This window comes from Bradyrhizobium sp. 191 (genome assembly GCF_023100985.1).
Classification (GTDB): domain Bacteria; phylum Pseudomonadota; class Alphaproteobacteria; order Rhizobiales; family Xanthobacteraceae; genus Bradyrhizobium; species Bradyrhizobium diversitatis.
Genome location: NZ_CP064692.1, coordinates 1947816 through 1963679, shown reverse-complemented (window position 1 = coordinate 1963679; position 15864 = coordinate 1947816). Strand labels below are relative to the sequence as shown.

Below are 15864 nucleotides of genomic sequence, written 5' to 3'. Positions count from 1 at the left end.
GCTGGGCCATCCTTCGAGACGCGCGCTGGTGCGCGCTCCTCAGGATGAGGATCTATTTCGGGGGACAGACTTTTGACAGCCCAAGCCATAATCCAAAGTCTCGCGAGCGGCCTCCTCATGGGCCTGCTCTACGGACTGATCGCGGTCGGCCTCGCGCTGATCTTCGGCCTGATGGACGTCACGAACTTCGCCCATGGCGAGTTCCTGATGCTCGCGATGTACCTGTCCTTTTTTCTGTTCGCGTTCTTCGCCATCGACCCCTTGCTGTCGGCGCCCTTGGTCGCCGCGGCGCTGTTCGTTTTCGGAGCGGTGATCTACCTGCTCATTGTACGCTTCGCCATGCGGGCCAAGGCCAATGCCGGCATGGTGCAGATCTTCACCACCTTCGGCCTTGCCATCGTCATGCGCGGCCTCGCGCAATACTTCTTCACGCCGGACTATCGCAGCATTCCGCAGTCCTGGCTCGGCGGCAAGACCATCTCGATCGGCGGCATCTTCCTGCCGGAGCCGCAGCTGGTCGGTGCGCTGGTGTCGATTGCGGCCTTCGCCGGTCTCTACTTCTTCATCCACCGCACCGATTTCGGCCGCGCGATCGAAGCCACCCGCGAAGATCCCGGTGCGGTGGCTCTCGTCGGCATCGACAAGAACCGCGTGTTCGCGTTCGGCTGGGGCCTCGGCGCTGCGCTGGTCGGTCTCGCCGGCGCGATCATGGCGGTGTTCTTCTACATCTATCCCGATGTCGGCGCGTCCTTCGCGCTGATCGCCTATGTCACGGTGGCGCTGGGCGGCTTCGGCAGCGTGTTCGGGGCCTTCGCCGGCGGCATCATCGTCGGTCTCGTCGAGGCGGTCACGGCCTTGGTGCTGCCGCCGTCGCTGAAATCGGTCGGCATCTACGCCGTCTATCTGCTCGTCGTCTTCATCCGGCCACGCGGCCTGTTCGGGTCGATGTGATGGACAAGAACTTTGCAACGCGGCGCCGCCGCGACCTCATCATCGCCGCAGGACTGGCCGGGATCGCCGCACTGGCGCCGCTGTTCGTCAAGGACGTCTACGTCCAGAACATCCTGATCCTGACGCTGATGTACGCAGCGCTGTCGCAGAGCTGGAACATCCTGTCCGGCTATTGCGGACAGATCTCGCTCGGACACGCGCTCTATTTCGGCATCGGCGCCTACACCACCGAGCTGCTGTTCACCAAGTTCGGCGTGCTGCCCTGGTTCGGCATGCTCGGCGGCGGCGTGATTGCTGCGTTGATCGCGATGGGGCTCGGCTATCCCTTCTTCCGCCTGCGCGGCCATTACTTCGTGATCGCGACCATCGTCATCGCCGAGATCGGTCTGCTCCTGTTCCAGAACTGGGAATGGGCGGGAGCCGCGATGGGCATCACCATTCCGATCCGCGGCGACAGCTGGCTGAAATTCCAGTTCCTGCGCACCAAGCTGCCGTATTTCTATTTCGCGCTGGGCCTGTGCTGCCTCGCCTGGTTCGTCACCTGGTGGCTGGGAGATTCCAAATGGGGCTTCTGGTGGCGCGCGGTGAAGGACAATCCCGAAGCGGCCGAAAGCCTCGGCGTCGTCGTGTTCAATTCCAAGATGGGCGCGGCCGCCGTCTCGGCCTTCCTCGTCGCCATCGGCGGTGCCTTCTACGCGCAGTTTCTCGCCTATATCGATCCTGAAAGTGTCATGGGCTTCCAGTTCTCGCTGCTGATGGCGTTGCCGGCCGTGCTCGGCGGCATCGGCACCCTCTGGGGCCCGGTGTTGGGGGCCGCCATCCTGATCCCGATGACGGAGCTGACCCGCTCCTATATCGGCGGCTCCGGGCGCGGCGTCGATCTCATCGTCTACGGCACGCTGATCGTGCTGATCTCGCTGGCCCTGCCGCAAGGTCTGGTGAGTCTGTTCTCCCGTTCGAAAGCAAAGGGAGCAACGCGATGACGGCGCTCCTTGAAACCCGCGGCGTCTGGCAGCGCTTTGGCGGCCTCATCGCCAACAGCGACGTGTCGATCTCGGTCGGCCGCGGCGAGATCGTCGGCCTGATCGGCCCGAACGGCGCCGGCAAGTCGACCCTGTTCAATCTCATCGCGGGCGTGCTGCCGCCGACCCAAGGCTCGATTCTATTCGACGGCGAGGATGTCACCCGCATGCCGGCGGCCGAGCGCTGTCAGCGCGGGATCGGCCGGACCTTCCAGGTCGTCAAGAGCTTCGAGACCATGACGGTCATCGACAACGTCATCGTCGGTGCGCTCGTACGCAACACCGTGATGCGCGAGGCGCGCCGCAAGGCGCACGAGGTGCTGGAGTTCACCGGTCTTGCCGCGCGCGCCGACGTGCTCGCCAGCGACCTCGTGCCGGCCGAGAAGCGCCGTCTCGAAGTTGCCCGTGCGCTCGCGACCGAACCGAAGCTGCTGCTGCTCGACGAAGTCCTCACCGGGCTCACGCCGACCGAGGCGCAGACCGGCGTTGCCTTGGTGCGCAAGGTGCGCGATGCCGGCATCACCGTCTTGATGGTCGAGCATGTCATGGAGATCGTGATGCCCTTGGTCGACCGTGCCATCGTGCTCGACCTCGGCAAGGTGCTGGTCGAGGGCAAGCCCGCCGACGTCGTCCGCGATCCCAAGGTGATCAGCGCATATCTGGGAGATCGTCATGCTGTCGGTGCGTGAAGTCACGACGGCCTATCAGGGCCTGGTCGCGATCTCCGCGGTCTCGATCGAGGTCCAGAAGGGCGAGATCGTCTGCGTCGCCGGGGCCAACGGCGCGGGCAAGTCGACGCTGCTGAAATCCATCGCCGGTGCCGAGCGTCCGCGCTCGGGCACGGTGACGTTCGACGGCAAGCGCATCGACGGCATGGCGCAGCACCACATCACCGCCGCGGGCATCGCCTATGTGCCGGAAAACCGCCGCCTGTTTCCACGGCTGTCGGTGCGCGACAATCTTCGCCTCGGCAGCTACCTCTACCGTGGCGAAGCCAACCGCGAAGAGCCGCTCGATCTCGTCTTCAAGCTGTTCCCGCGTCTTCAGGAACGTTTGGAGCAGCGCGCCGAGACGCTCTCCGGCGGCGAGCAGCAAATGCTCGCGATCGGCCGCGCGCTGATGACACGTCCGCGGCTTCTGATGCTGGACGAGCCGTCGCAGGGCATCATGCCGAAGCTCGTGGACGAGATCTTCCAGGCGGTGAAGCGCATCCGCGACGCCGGCATGACCGTGCTGATCGTCGAGCAGCGTATGGCCGAGTGCCTGGAGATCGCCGACCGCGCCTACATCCTGCAAACCGGCCGCGTGTTGATGCAGGGCGCCGCAAGCGAAATCAAGGGCAATCCGGACGTGCGGAAGGCGTATCTGGGGCTCTAAGCCGAGTCAGAGATCAAATTAGGCAACAATGCGCTCGGAGCCATCAAGTCTGCCTCGTCTTCGTGGACAAGGAGTCTGCCTCCCAGAATGAAGCCTTTCCATCCTCGTCCCGAAAGCGCGTAGACGTTGAGGCCTTGCTCGAGCAGATCGATGGGATTGCTCGGGAAACCCTGCAGGTAGCCATGGTCAACTTGCCTAATTTCGATCCCCTCGAACCAAGATCGAATCTCCATCGCACGCACGTCGAGGATCAGCACGTCGAGCCGAGTAGGGTAATTGTCCGTCTTGCCACTCCTGAGCAGCAGTGGCCCATGGCTGGCCGCGTAGCTCATCAAGGAAAACTTCCTCTCTGACTTGAAGTGAGCATGGTTGCTTTGCATCGTGCCTACTCGTGATCGTGGTGCTCCGGCAGCGTCACCCCAAACACCTTCACCAGATCGTTCACCTGCTCCGGTGACAAGTACCGCGGGTTCATCCCGCGCAGCAACAGGTACAGCTTCGCCGTCTCCTCCAGCTCCTCGGTCGCGAACACGGCGGCCTCCAGCGTGTCGCCCGCAACCACCGGGCCGTGATTGGCGAGCAGCACGGATGAATATTTTCCCGCCAGTCCCTTGATCGCATCCGCAACCGCGGGATCGCCCGGGCGGTAATAGGGCACGAGCGCGGTGGCGCCGCATTTCATCAGGTAGTAGGCCGTCATCGGCGGCAGCGCGGCGCGCGGGTCGATCTCGGGCAGCATCGACAGCGCGACCGAATGGGTCGAGTGCAGGTGCACGATCGCCCGCGCACTCCCACGCGTCTCGTAGAGCGCATTGTGCAGCGGAACTTCCTTGGTCGGCGCGTCGCCCGACAGCAGCCGGCCCTGATCGTCCAGCCGCGACAGCTTTGCGGGATCAAGAAAGCCGAGCGAGGCGTTGGTCGGCGTCACCAGCCAGCCGCCATCGTCCAACTTGACGCTGATATTGCCGGAGGAGCCCGGCGTCAGCCCGCGCTCGAACAGGGAGCGTCCGAAGCGGCAGATATCCTCACGCAGCAATGTTTCGTTGCTCATGGCCGTCATGCCTGCTTGTCTCACGCTTTGGCAGCGCGGCCAAGCCGTGATATCGGTTTCGCTGAGCCGCCGCAAAGGCGGACCATCCGGGAAACGTTCGCAAGGGTCAGTTGCATGTCCTCTACGTCACCAAATCAGCGCATCGCCGTCGTCGGCCTCGGCTCGATGGGATACGGCATGGCGAGCTCGCTGAAGCGCGCCGGCCACACCGTGACCGGCTGCGATGTCTCGGCTGACGCGGTGGCGCGCTTCGTGAACGATGGCGGCGCGGGGGCAAGGACTCCGGCCGAAGCGGCCAGGGAGGCCGATATCGTCGTCAGCGTTGTCGTCAATGCCGCGCAGACGGAGGCGATCCTGTTCGGCAAGGATGGGGCCGCCGAGACCATGCCGAACGACAGCGTCTTCGTATCCTCCGCCACCATGGACCCGGACGTGGCGCGGCGCCTTGCCAAGCAGCTCGAGGAGAGCGGCCGGCATTATCTGGATGCGCCGATCTCCGGCGGGGCGCAGCGCGCCGCGCAAGGCGAGCTGACGATCCTCGCCTCCGGCAGTCCCGCCGCTTTTGCGAAGGCGCGGCCCGCGCTCGATGCCATGGCCGCAAAGCTCTACGAGCTCGGCGATGCCGCCGGGCAGGGCGCTGCGTTCAAGATGATCAACCAATTGCTCGCCGGCGTGCACATCGCCGCCGCCAGCGAAGCCATGGCGTTCGCGGCCAAGCAGGGCCTCAACATCCGCAAGGTCTACGAGGTGATCACGGCGTCCGCCGGCAATTCCTGGATGTTCGAGAATCGCATGCCGCACGTGCTCGACGGCGATTACACGCCGCGCAGCGCGGTCGAGATCTTCGTCAAGGACCTCGGCATCATTCAGGACATGGCACGCACCGCCCGCTTCCCTGTGCCGGTTTCCGCCGCCGCGCTCCAGATGTTCGTGATGACGTCGGCCGCCGGCATGGGCCGCGACGATGATGCCTCAGTGGCGCGCATGTATGCGCAGGTCACCGGCGTCAAGCTGCCCGGCGACAAATAAGCAAGAGGAACTCCAATGCCCCGTTTCGCCGCTAATCTCTCGATGATGTTCACCGAGGTGCCGTTCCTCGACCGCTTCGACGCCGCAGCGCAGGCCGGCTTCACCGCCGTCGAGTTTCTCTTTCCCTACGAGCATCCGGCGGAAGCGATCGGCGAGCGGCTCCAGCGCAATGGTCTGACCCAGGCGCTGTTCAACCTGCCGCCGGGCGACTGGAACGCCGGCGAGAAGGGCTTTGCGGCGCTGCCCTCGCGGTTCAACGATCTCAAGGCGAGCCTGGAGACGGCGCTGCCTTATGCCAGGGCGACCGGCGTCAAGCGCCTGCACCTGATGGCCGGCATCGCCAATCGCGGCGAACGCGTGGCAATCGAGGCGTTCTACAAGTCGGTGGCCTGGGCCGCGGAATTCTTCGCTCCGCACGGTATTGACGTCGTGATCGAGCCGATCAATGCGCGCAATGTGCCCGGCTACTTCCTCAACGATTTCGGCTTCGCGCGCGACCTGATCCAGGAATTGCGGCTTCCGAACCTGAAGCTCCAGTTCGATATCTATCACTGCCAGATCATCCACGGCGACGTCACCATGCGCTTGCGCGAGATGATGCCGATCGTCGGCCACATCCAGATCGCCAGCATCCCCTCGCGCAACGAGCCCGATGGCGAGGAGCTGAACTATCCGTTCCTGTTCGACGAGCTCGACCGGCTCGGTTATGCCGGCTTCGTCGGCTGCGAGTACAATCCGCGCGGCAAGACCACCGATGGGCTCACCTGGTTCAAGCCTTACGCTGGAGTGAAGTCGTGACACTTGCGTTGGGCTGCATCGCCGACGATTACACCGGCGCCTCCGATCTCGCCAACACGCTGACGCGCGCGGACCTGCGCACCGTGCAGACCATCGGCGTGCCCGCCGACGATCTCGCGCTGCCCGAAGTCGATGCCGTCGTGGTGTCGCTGAAGAGCCGCTCGATCGAGGCCGGCCTCGCGGTGTCGCGCTCGCGCGCGGCGGAGACGTGGCTGCGTGGCCGTGGCGCGCGCCACGTGCTGTTCAAGATCTGCTCGACCTTCGATTCCACCGACGCCGGCAATATCGGCCCGGTGATGGACGCGTTGCGGGCCGATTGCGGCGAAGCCGTCGTGCTGGTGACACCGGCGTTCCCCGAGACCGGCCGCACCGTCTACCAGGGCAACCTGTTCGTCGGTGCCGTGCCGCTCAACGAGAGCCCGCTGAAAGATCACCCGCTCAACCCGATGCACGATTCCAACCTGGTGCGTGTGCTCGCGCGTCAAAGCGGGACGCAGACCGGTCTCGTCGACCTCGCCACCGTCGCACGCGGCACGGAGGCCGTGCGGGCGCGATTGGCCGAACTCGCGGGCAAAGGCATCGGCGCCGCGATCATCGACGCCGTCTTCGACCGCGACCTCGAAACCATCGGTCTCGTCGCCGCCGAGCATCGGCTGTCGGTCGGCGCCTCGGGCATCGGCCTTGGGCTCGCACGGGCTCTGGTATCGACTGGAGGGGTCAAGGCAGCGGCAACCAGTGATGCAGGCGCTCCGGTCGGCGGGCTGGCGGCCTGCCTTGCCGGGAGTTGCTCGCAGGCGACGCTTCAGCAGATCGCCAATGCCGAACGCATCATGCCGGTGTTTCATCTCGATCCGGACCGTATCATTGTGGGGGCAGACGAAGTGCAGCGCGCGCTGGGCTGGGCAGCACCGCGACTGGCCGAGGGTCCAGTGCTGATCGCATCGAGCTCGACACCGGATCAGGTCGCCGCGTTGCAGGCACGCCACGGTCGCGACGCTGCAGGCCATGCCATCGAGCAGGCGATGGCCGATATTGCAGAGAGCCTCGTAAAATCGGGCGTCCGGCGACTGATAGTTGCCGGCGGCGAGACGTCCGGGGCCGTTGTCGATCGGTTGAAGATTCCCGGGTTTCTCGTGGGAGTGGAAATTGCCGCAGGCGTTCCGGTGCTGCGCGCGGTGGGTGCCGAAAGCGACATGCTGCTCGCTCTGAAGTCCGGAAATTTCGGCGGAGCAGAGTTTTTCTCCGACGCACTTAGGCTCATGCGCTGAGCGCAGAGCATTTTTAGCTGCCTGTTCATTTCTTTCGGGCTCCGTGCTCGCATGGAGCCGTCGTTAACATCTGCACAAGTGCTCTGGTGTTGGATGTCGGCGCTGCTCCCTTTGGTTGATTCGTAGAATTCCGACGCGCGCCGGCGCCAATACAGCGAGACCCGATTATGTTCGCCAAACTCTCCATCCGCACCAAGATCATCAGTGTCGTGGCATTCCTGCTGGTTGCGATGGCCGGCATGGGCCTGCTTGCCGTCATGAAGATGCGATCGATCAACGCCAGCACCGTGGACATCACCACGAATTGGATGCCTAGCGTGCGGACAATCGGGGATTTGCGTGCCAGCGTCATCACCTACCGCAACGTGGTTCGCCAGCACATGCTTGCCGAGTCGCTGGACGACAAGCTCGCGACGGAGAAGACCGCAGCCACCGTGACCGAAGCGCTCGCCAAGGTGCGCGCCAAGTACGAGCCGATGATCACCTCCCCGGAAGAGCGGGCGCTTTACAGCCAATGGTCCAAGCTCTGGGATGACTACAAGAAGGGCACCGAGGAGGTCATGGCGTTGTCGCGCAAGGAGGCCGGCAAGCTCCCGCGCGAGGCGCAGGAGCTCAACTCCAAGACCGTCAACAAGATCGGGCTCCAGGCCGACGAGGTCCTGAACAAGGACATCGAGCTCAACACCAAGGGCGGCGATCGGGCCGCTCAGGATGCTGCCGACAGTTACGCCTATGCCTTCATGCTGGTCTCGGTCATTCTCGGCGCCGCTGTCGTGATCGGCCTTGGGCTCAGCTTCTATCTCGTCCGAGACGTCTCCAGCGGCATCAACTCGATCATCGAACCGATGCAGGCGCTGGGCAAGGGCAACCTTTCCGCAGAGGTCCCCCACCGCGGCGAGAAGACCGAGATCGGCGCCATGGCCGACGTGCTCCAGATCTTCAAGGAGGCGCTGATCGCCAAGAAGGCCGCCGACGAAGCCGCCGCGGCGGACGCCGAAGCCAAGATCGAGCGCGGCCGCCGTGTCGACAATATCACCCGCGAATTCGAAACGATGATCGGCGAGATCGTTCAGACCGTGTCGTCGGCCTCGACTCAACTCGAAGCCTCCGCCTCGACGCTGACTACGACCGCGGACCGCTCGCAGCGGCTGGCAACCACGGTGGCCGGCGCTTCGGAGGAAGCCTCGACCAACGTGCAATCGGTCGCTTCGGCGACCGAAGAGATGGCTTCGTCGGTCGGCGAGATCAGCCGCCAGGTGCAGGAATCGGCGCGGATGGCGGGCGATGCCGTCGGCCAGGCGCGCGCCACCACCGAGCGCGTCAGCGAGCTCTCCAAGGCCGCCGCGCGCATCGGCGACGTCGTCGAGCTGATCAACACCATCGCCGGCCAGACCAACCTCCTGGCCCTGAATGCCACAATCGAGGCGGCGCGCGCGGGCGAAGCCGGCCGTGGTTTCGCCGTGGTCGCTTCCGAGGTGAAGGCGCTCGCCGAGCAGACCGCGAAGGCGACCGGCGAGATCGGCCAGCAGATTTCCGGCATCCAGGCCGCGACCAACGACTCGGTCGGCGCCATCAAGGAGATCTCCTCGACCATCGAGCGTCTGTCGGAGATCTCCTCCGCGATTGCTGCCGCGGTGGAAGAGCAGGGGGCCGCGACCCAGGAGATCGCCCGCAACGTGCAGCAGGCGGCGCAGGGCACGCAGCAGGTGTCGTCGAACATCACCGACGTGCAGCGCGGCGCGACCGAGACCGGCACGGCCTCCTCCCAGGTGCTGTCGGCGGCTCAGATGCTGTCGAACGATTCGAACCGGCTCAAGACCGAGGTCAGCAAGTTCCTGACCAACGTCCGCGCGGCGTAAACCGCGGTCCATCCATCAAACCCATCCATCAAACCCATGAGCGGCGCCGAAAGCGCCGCTCATTTTTTTCGGTAGCATGATGTCGTTTGAAGGAGGCGTCCGAGGCTTTCCCAGTAATCTTACGGGCGCGCCGTTTCATGGATGGTTAAACCGGATTCACGAATGTTGGGCGAGGGCAGCCCAGCAAGGGGCGAGGTTCCCATTGGAATGATTTCACACTGAACCGATCTTTTTGGGGAATCCGATGCGCAAGAATTTTCCGGTCACGGCCGTCGAATATCCCGTCAGTGACGAGACGCTGATCGTTTCGCGAACCGATCTCAAGGGCAAGCTCACCTACTTCAATGAGGATTTCATTGCCGCTGCCGGCTTCACGTCGGCGGAACTCATGGGCCAGCCGCACAACATCGTCCGCCACCCCGACATGCCGCCGGAGGCGTTCGACAATCTCTGGGACACGCTGAAGGCCGGCAAACCCTGGCTCGGCGCAGTGAAAAACCGCCGCAAGAACGGTGACTTCTACTGGGTGCTGGCGACGGCCTCACCGATCCGCGAGAACGGTCAGGTCAAGGGCTATACCTCGATCCGCACCAGGCTGCCGGCCGACCAGCGCAAGCTCGCCGAGGAGGTCTACGCTGCAATTCGTGAGAAGAAGCCGCACGGCTATCGCATCGACGCCGGTATCATCCGTCGCCGCTCGCTGCTCGACCGCTTCAGCATCTTCACCGGGACGCTGAGGGCCCGCCTGGTCACGACGATGGTGCTCCAGGCGCTGTTCATGCTTGCACTCGGCATCGGCGGAGCCCTCTCCACCGGCGGTTCGGCCGGTCTGATCCTGTCGCTGCTGGCTGTCGTCGGCGCTGCCACCGTCGGCTTCGCCGGCCTTGCAACCATGCGAGCGATCCAGGGGCCGATGCGGCAGCTCAATGACACCTTGATCAACCTCGTGCAGGACAAGTTCGACAACCGCATCGTGATCGAGCGCGACGACGAGATCGGCGAGGCGCTGCGCAACCTTCAGACCGTGCAAACCATCATCCGCTTCAGTCGCGACGAGGTGCAGGCGGTGCAGCGCCGCGCCGAGGCGCAACGCAAGGCCGACATGACCAAGCTCGCCAACGGCTTCGAGGCAGCGATCGGCGAGATCGTCGAGACCGTGTCGTCGGCGGCGACCGAGCTCGAGGCCTCGGCCTCGACGCTGTCCTCGACCGCGGGCCGGGCGCAGGAATTGGCGACGGCGGTCGCAACCGGCTCGGAAGCCGCGTCGACCAATGTCCATTCGGTGGCCTCGGCCGCCGAAGAGATGTCCTCCTCGGTGCGCGAGATCGGCCGGCAGGTGCAGGATTCTTCCCGGATCGCGAGCGAGGCGGTCAGTCAGGCCCACGCGACCACCGAACGTGTTAGCGAATTGTCGCGGGCCGCATCGCGGATCGGCGACGTCGTCGAGCTGATCAACGCGATTGCCGGCCAGACCAACCTGCTGGCGCTCAATGCCACGATCGAGGCGGCGCGGGCGGGCGAGGCCGGTCGCGGCTTCGCGGTGGTGGCCTCCGAGGTCAAGGCGCTGGCCGAGCAGACGGCCAAAGCCACCGGCGAGATCGGCCAGCAGATCGGCGGCATCCAGGCGGCGACGCAGGATTCCGTCAGCGCCATCGGCGAGATCAGCGGCACCATCGCGCGTCTGTCGGAGATCGCCTCGGCGATCGCCGCGGCCGTGGAGCAGCAGGGCGCAGCAACCCAGGAGATCGCCCGCAATGTTCAGGAGGCGGCCAGAGGAACGCAGCAGGTGTCGTCCAATGTCGGCGACGTCCAGCGCGGCGCCTCCGAAACCGGCTCGGCGTCGTCGCAGGTGCTGACTGCGGCGCAGATGCTGTCGCGCGACTCCAACCGCCTCAAGCTCGAGGTCGGCAAGTTCCTGAACTCGGTCCGCGCCGCCTGAGGCGCGCGGCCGCATAGCTGCGATGTCGATTTCGCAGTGCGGTAGCAGGGAAGTGAATGCGGGATAATCGGCGGGGATTAGCGTTTCCGGCGGTGCTCAGGTAAAGGGGGAAGGGGATCGCCGTGGGGGCGGATTCCATATCCTCGCTTGACCTGGAATTGCCTGGCGCATGATTGCTCTGGTCCGTATTGCCCTGAGCCGGCCTTATACGTTCGTGGTACTGGCGCTGCTGCTGCTGATTATCGGGCCGCTCGCGGCGCTGCGAACCCCGACCGACATCTTCCCGGATATCCGTATTCCCGTCATCGGCGTGGTCTGGCAGTACACAGGCCTGCCGCCGGACCAGATGTCCGGCCGTATCACCACGCCGTTCCAGCGCGCGCTGACGACCACGGTCAACGACATCGAGCATATCGTCGCCAATTCCTACAACGGCTTTGGCATCATCAAGATCTTCTTCCAGCCCAACGTCGACATCCGCACCGCCAACGCCCAGGTCACCGCGATCTCGCAGACGCTGCTCAAGCAGATGCCGCCGGGCGCGACGCCACCCTTGATCCTGAACTACTCGGCGTCCACCGTGCCGATCCTCCAGGTAGCGCTGTCGGGCGATGGCCTCACCGAGCAGAACCTCGCCGACATCGGCATCAACCAGCTTCGTACGCCGTTGGTCACGGTGCCGGGCGCGGCGATCCCCTATCCGTTCGGCGGCAAGCAGCGCCAGGTCCAGATCGACCTCAATCCTACCGCGCTCCAGGCCCGCGGCCTCTCCGGCCAGGACGTCGCCAATGCGCTGGCCGCCCAGAACCTGATCACACCGGTCGGAACCCAGAAGATCGGCCAGTTCGAGTACAACATCCAGCTCAACAACTCGCCGCTCCGGATCGACGAGCTCGGCAATCTGCCGATCAAGACCGTCAACGGCGCCATGGTCTATGTGCGCGACGTCGCCACCGTGCGGGACGGCAATCCGCCGCAGACCAACATCGTTCATGTCGACGGCAACCGCTCCGTGCTAATGATGGTGCTGAAGGCGGGCGCGACATCGACGCTCGATATCATCGCCGGCATCAAGCAGAAGGTCATCGACGTCAAGGATCAGCTGCCCGACGCACTGAAGATCGGCTTCATCGGTGATCAGTCGGTGTTCGTCCGCGGCGCGATCCAGGGTGTCGCGTTCGAGGGCGTGATCGCGGCGCTCCTCACCAGCGTCATGATCCTGCTGTTCCTCGGCAGCTGGCGCTCGACCATCATCATTGCGGTCTCGATCCCGCTGTCGGTTCTGGGCGCCATCATCATGCTGTCGGCGATCGGCGAGACGCTGAACATCATGACGCTCGGCGGCCTCGCACTCGCGGTCGGCATCCTCGTCGACGATGCCACGGTCACGATCGAGAACATCAACTACCATCTGGAGCAGGGCAAGCCGGTCGAGCAGTCCATCCTCGACGGCGCCAACCAGATCGTGACGCCGGCCTTCGTTTCGCTGCTGTGCATCTGCATCGTGTTCGTGCCGATGTTCTTCCTGACCGGCGTCGCGCGCTTCCTGTTCGTGCCGATGGCGGAAGCCGTGATGTTCGCGATGATCTGGTCGTTCATCCTGTCGCGCACGCTGGTGCCGACTATGGCGAACTATTTGTTGCAGGCGCACGTCCATCACGAGGATGGACCGCCGAAGTCGCGCAATCCGCTGGTCTGGTTCCAGCGCGGTTTCGAGGCGCGGTTCGAGCGCATCCGTGGTGGCTATCGCGGCCTCCTTGGCCTGGCGCTGGCGCACCGGGCGGTGTTCGTCATCGGGTTCATCTGCATCGTCGGCGCGTCCTTCGCGCTGGTGCCGTTCCTCGGCCGCAACTTCTTCCCATCCGTCGATGCCGGCAACATCCTGATGCATGTCCGCACGCAAGTAGGCACCCGAGTCGAGGAGACCGCGAACCAGCTCGCCGATGTCCAAAAGGCGGTGCGCAAGCTGATCCCGGGCGAGATCGACACCATGACCGACAACATCGGCATGCCGATCTCCGGCATCAACATGACCTACAACAACACCGGCGTGATCGGCCCGCAGGACGGCGACATTCAGATCAAGCTGAAGGAAGGCCACAAGCCGACCGAAGAGCATGTCCGCGTGCTGCGCGAGCAGTTGCCGCGGCTGTTTCCAGGCGTGAGCTTTGCGTTCCTGCCGGCCGACATCGTCAGCCAGATCCTGAATTTCGGCGCGCCGGCGCCGATCGACCTGCAAATCCGCGGCGCCAATGTCAGCGCGAATTTCGCCTATGCCAACAGCCTGCTGGCGAAGGTCCGCAAGATTCCCGGCGTTGCCGATGCGCGCATCCAGCAGTCGCCGAACAACCCGACCTTCAACATCGATGTCGACCGCACCCGCGCGCAATATGTCGGCCTGACCGAGCGCGACGTCACCAACAGCCTCGTGGTCAATCTCGCCGGCTCCTCGCAGGTGGCGCCGACTTACTATCTCAATCCCGACAACGGCGTGTCCTATTCGATCGTGATGCAGACGCCGCAATACCAGATCGACTCGCTCAGTGCGCTGCAGACCCTGCCGATCACCGCGGCCAGCAATGCGCAGTCGCCGATCCTCGGCGGCATCGCCGACATCAAGCGCTCGACCTCGAGCGCCGTGGTCTCGCAATACGACATCCAGTCCATGGTGCAGATCTTTGCCACGACCTCGGGCCGCGATCTCGGCGCGGTTGCCGCCGACATCCGCCAGCTGATCGCCGACACCGCGAAGGATGTGCCGAAGGGCTCTTCCGTGGTGCTGCTCGGCCAGGTGCAGACCATGAACAGCGCCTTCACCGGCCTGCTGTTCGGCCTGCTCGGGGCCGTCGTGCTGATCTACTTCCTGATCGTCGTGAACTTCCAGTCCTGGTCCGACCCGTTCGTGATCATCACCGCGTTGCCGGCCGCGCTCGCCGGCATCGTCTGGATGCTGTTCATGACCGAGACCACGCTGTCGGTGCCGGCGCTCACCGGCGCCATCATGTGCATGGGGGTTGCCACCGCCAACAGCGTGCTCGTGATCTCCTTTGCCCGCGAGCGCTACGAGGAACTCGGCGATCCCATCGCCGCCGCGCTCGAAGCCGGTTTCGTCCGGTTCCGCCCGGTGCTGATGACCGCGCTCGCCATGATTATCGGCATGGCGCCGATGGCGCTCGGGTTGGGTGAGGGCGGCGAGCAGAATGCACCGCTCGGCCGGGCCGTGATCGGCGGCCTGATCTTTGCAACCTTCGCCACGCTGATGTTTGTTCCCGTGGTGTTCAGCATGGTTCACAAGAAGCAAGGCGCCGAAGCCGCCGCCTCATTGGAGACTCCGCATGTCGCCCACTGAACCCCGCTCCCCGGTCTCGTACCGGAAACTGGGCATCTTCGGCGTGGTGGCGCTGATTGCGGCAGGCCTCTTCGTGGGCACCGGCATCAGAGCCCGCGAGGAGCAGGGCTCCAAGCTGAAAGAATGGACCGACGACCAGGCCATCCCCAGCGTGGCGGTGACGCTGCCCAATGCCAAGGACCTCAATGCCACCATCGAGCTGCCGGGCCGGTTGGAAGCCTACTACCGCGCCCCGATCTTCGCGCGCGTGTCGGGCTACCTGACGAGGTGGAGCGCCGACATCGGCGCACGCGTCAAGGCCGGCCAGGTGATTGCCGAGATCGAGGCGCCCGACCTTGATCAGCAGCTGCTGCAAGCCCGCGCCGACCTCGCCAGTCAGCAGGCCAGCGCCAGGCTGTCGGAGGCAACGCTGAACCGGCGCAAGACGCTGGTCGCCTCCAACTTCGTCTCCGCGCAGGAGATCGACGAGCGTACTGCCGACCTTTCCAACAAGAAGGCCGCCGTCAATTCGGGGCAGGCCAATGTCGAGCGGCTGGAAGCGCTCGCCGGCTACAAGAAGATCACCGCGCCGTTCGACGGCGTCGTCACCGCGCGCGACACCGACGTCGGCGCGCTGATCAATGCCGGCGGCGGCTCGGGCCCGGCGATGTTCGTGATCTCGGACATCACCAAGCTGCGCGTCTACGTCAACGTGCCGCAGAACTACGTGCCGGCGATCAAGATCGGGGCCAAGGCGATCATCACGCTGCCGGAATATCCCAACCGGACTTTTCAGGCGACGGTGGAGGCTTCCTCGCAGGCCGTCGACGTCGCTTCCGGCACCACGCGCATGCAGCTCGGGCTCGACAATTCCAAAGGCGAGCTGATGCCCGGCGGCTATGCCAGCGTGAAGCTCAGCCTCCAGCGTGACTCCGCGCCGCTCAGCATCCCCGCCAGCGCCCTGATCTTCAACGGCAGCGGCCTGCGTGTGGCGACGGTCGGTGCGGACGACAAGGTGCTGTTCAAGCCTGTGACGATCGCGCGCGATCTCGGCCGCGAAATCGAGCTCGCGTCGGGCATCGCGCCGGACGATCGTGTCATCACCGCCCCGCCGGATGGTCTCTCGGATGGCGATGCGGTCCGCGTCGTCGGCGCCAAGGGCAAGCCGGCAACGGCGTCCGAGAAGCAGGCACCGAAGAGCTGAGACGGTCTCGTGCCCCGGACGCAGCGCGGCATGCAATG

At 64.8% G+C, this 15864-nt stretch carries 13 protein-coding genes; 11 read left to right on the top strand and 2 right to left on the bottom strand.

All coding sequences use genetic code 11. The features are described from left to right. Positions 1–117 precede the first annotated feature (117 nt). Genes IVB23_RS09000 through IVB23_RS08985 form a run of 4 tightly spaced genes read left to right on the top strand, consistent with a single transcriptional unit; the run spans position 118 to position 3350 of the window. On the top strand, positions 118–951 hold the full coding sequence (locus IVB23_RS09000) for a branched-chain amino acid ABC transporter permease (protein WP_245524680.1): 834 nt from the start codon (positions 118–120) through the stop codon (positions 949–951). Further along, positions 951–1934, top strand: a complete 984-nt coding sequence (locus IVB23_RS08995) for a branched-chain amino acid ABC transporter permease (protein ID WP_247803267.1) — start codon at positions 951–953, stop codon at positions 1932–1934. The genes IVB23_RS09000 and IVB23_RS08995 overlap by 1 nt, the downstream gene beginning before the upstream one ends. Beyond that, positions 1931–2662, top strand: a complete 732-nt coding sequence (locus IVB23_RS08990; RefSeq protein WP_194388663.1) for an ABC transporter ATP-binding protein — start codon at positions 1931–1933, stop codon at positions 2660–2662. Before IVB23_RS08995 ends, IVB23_RS08990 begins: the two co-directional genes overlap by 4 nt. Then, positions 2646–3350 (top strand): ABC transporter ATP-binding protein, encoded by a 705-nt coding sequence (locus IVB23_RS08985; RefSeq protein WP_158668161.1) that lies wholly within the window; start codon positions 2646–2648, stop codon positions 3348–3350. The genes IVB23_RS08990 and IVB23_RS08985 overlap by 17 nt, the downstream gene beginning before the upstream one ends. Here the strand turns inward: IVB23_RS08985 and IVB23_RS08980 are convergent. Further along, the gene (locus tag IVB23_RS08980) at positions 3347–3682 is read right to left on the bottom strand and encodes a hypothetical protein (RefSeq protein WP_197967098.1); all 336 of its coding nucleotides are present in this window, start codon (positions 3680–3682) and stop codon (positions 3347–3349) included. The two genes, IVB23_RS08985 and IVB23_RS08980, sit on opposite strands and share 4 nt — an antisense overlap. 53 nt (positions 3683–3735) lie before the next feature. Further along, positions 3736–4410 (bottom strand): aldolase, encoded by a 675-nt coding sequence (locus IVB23_RS08975; RefSeq protein ID WP_247803266.1) that lies wholly within the window; start codon positions 4408–4410, stop codon positions 3736–3738. Positions 4411–4515: 105 nt separating this feature from the next. Between IVB23_RS08975 and ltnD the strand changes: the two genes are divergently transcribed. From ltnD to IVB23_RS08940, 7 genes are all read left to right on the top strand, one after another. Next, a complete protein-coding gene (gene ltnD, locus IVB23_RS08970; protein ID WP_247803265.1) occupies positions 4516–5430 on the top strand; it encodes an L-threonate dehydrogenase in 915 nt (304 codons plus the stop codon). A 15-nt stretch (positions 5431–5445) separates the two neighbouring features. Next, positions 5446–6228, top strand: a complete 783-nt coding sequence (otnI, locus tag IVB23_RS08965; RefSeq protein WP_247803264.1) for a 2-oxo-tetronate isomerase — start codon at positions 5446–5448, stop codon at positions 6226–6228. Further along, positions 6225–7496, top strand: a complete 1272-nt coding sequence (gene otnK / locus IVB23_RS08960) for a 3-oxo-tetronate kinase (protein WP_247803263.1) — start codon at positions 6225–6227, stop codon at positions 7494–7496. The genes otnI and otnK overlap by 4 nt, the downstream gene beginning before the upstream one ends. Positions 7497–7663: 167 nt before the next feature. Continuing rightward, positions 7664–9355 carry a methyl-accepting chemotaxis protein gene (locus IVB23_RS08955; protein ID WP_061878144.1) on the top strand — a complete coding sequence of 564 codons (1692 nt, stop codon included), beginning with the start codon at positions 7664–7666 and terminating at the stop codon, positions 9353–9355. A gap of 244 nt (positions 9356–9599) precedes the next feature. Then, positions 9600–11294, top strand: a complete 1695-nt coding sequence (locus IVB23_RS08950; RefSeq protein WP_247803262.1) for a PAS domain-containing methyl-accepting chemotaxis protein — start codon at positions 9600–9602, stop codon at positions 11292–11294. Between the two features lie 169 nt (positions 11295–11463). Next, positions 11464–14643: an efflux RND transporter permease subunit gene (locus tag IVB23_RS08945; protein ID WP_247803261.1), complete on the top strand. Its 3180-nt coding sequence runs from the start codon at positions 11464–11466 to the stop codon at positions 14641–14643. Then, positions 14630–15826, top strand: a complete 1197-nt coding sequence (locus IVB23_RS08940) for an efflux RND transporter periplasmic adaptor subunit (RefSeq protein WP_247803260.1) — start codon at positions 14630–14632, stop codon at positions 15824–15826. The genes IVB23_RS08945 and IVB23_RS08940 overlap by 14 nt, the downstream gene beginning before the upstream one ends. Positions 15827–15864 lie beyond the last annotated feature (38 nt).

What these genes read in the sequence shown, in the direction of transcription:
- IVB23_RS08990 (WP_194388663.1), top strand. Translation starts at nt 1,931, where the DNA reads ATGACGGCGCTCCTTGAAACCCGCGGCGTCTGGCAGCGCTTTGGCGGC.
- IVB23_RS08940 (WP_247803260.1), top strand. Translation starts at nt 14,630, where the DNA reads ATGTCGCCCACTGAACCCCGCTCCCCGGTCTCGTACCGGAAACTGGGC.
- IVB23_RS08975 (WP_247803266.1), bottom strand. Translation starts at nt 4,410, where the DNA reads ATGACGGCCATGAGCAACGAAACATTGCTGCGTGAGGATATCTGCCGC.
- IVB23_RS08985 (WP_158668161.1), top strand. Translation starts at nt 2,646, where the DNA reads ATGCTGTCGGTGCGTGAAGTCACGACGGCCTATCAGGGCCTGGTCGCG.
- IVB23_RS08945 (WP_247803261.1), top strand. Translation starts at nt 11,464, where the DNA reads ATGATTGCTCTGGTCCGTATTGCCCTGAGCCGGCCTTATACGTTCGTG.
- IVB23_RS09000 (WP_245524680.1), top strand. Translation starts at nt 118, where the DNA reads ATGGGCCTGCTCTACGGACTGATCGCGGTCGGCCTCGCGCTGATCTTC.
- IVB23_RS08950 (WP_247803262.1), top strand. Translation starts at nt 9,600, where the DNA reads ATGCGCAAGAATTTTCCGGTCACGGCCGTCGAATATCCCGTCAGTGAC.
- ltnD (WP_247803265.1), top strand. Translation starts at nt 4,516, where the DNA reads ATGTCCTCTACGTCACCAAATCAGCGCATCGCCGTCGTCGGCCTCGGC.
- IVB23_RS08955 (WP_061878144.1), top strand. Translation starts at nt 7,664, where the DNA reads ATGTTCGCCAAACTCTCCATCCGCACCAAGATCATCAGTGTCGTGGCA.
- IVB23_RS08995 (WP_247803267.1), top strand. Translation starts at nt 951, where the DNA reads ATGGACAAGAACTTTGCAACGCGGCGCCGCCGCGACCTCATCATCGCC.
- IVB23_RS08980 (WP_197967098.1), bottom strand. Translation starts at nt 3,682, where the DNA reads ATGAGCTACGCGGCCAGCCATGGGCCACTGCTGCTCAGGAGTGGCAAG.
- otnI (WP_247803264.1), top strand. Translation starts at nt 5,446, where the DNA reads ATGCCCCGTTTCGCCGCTAATCTCTCGATGATGTTCACCGAGGTGCCG.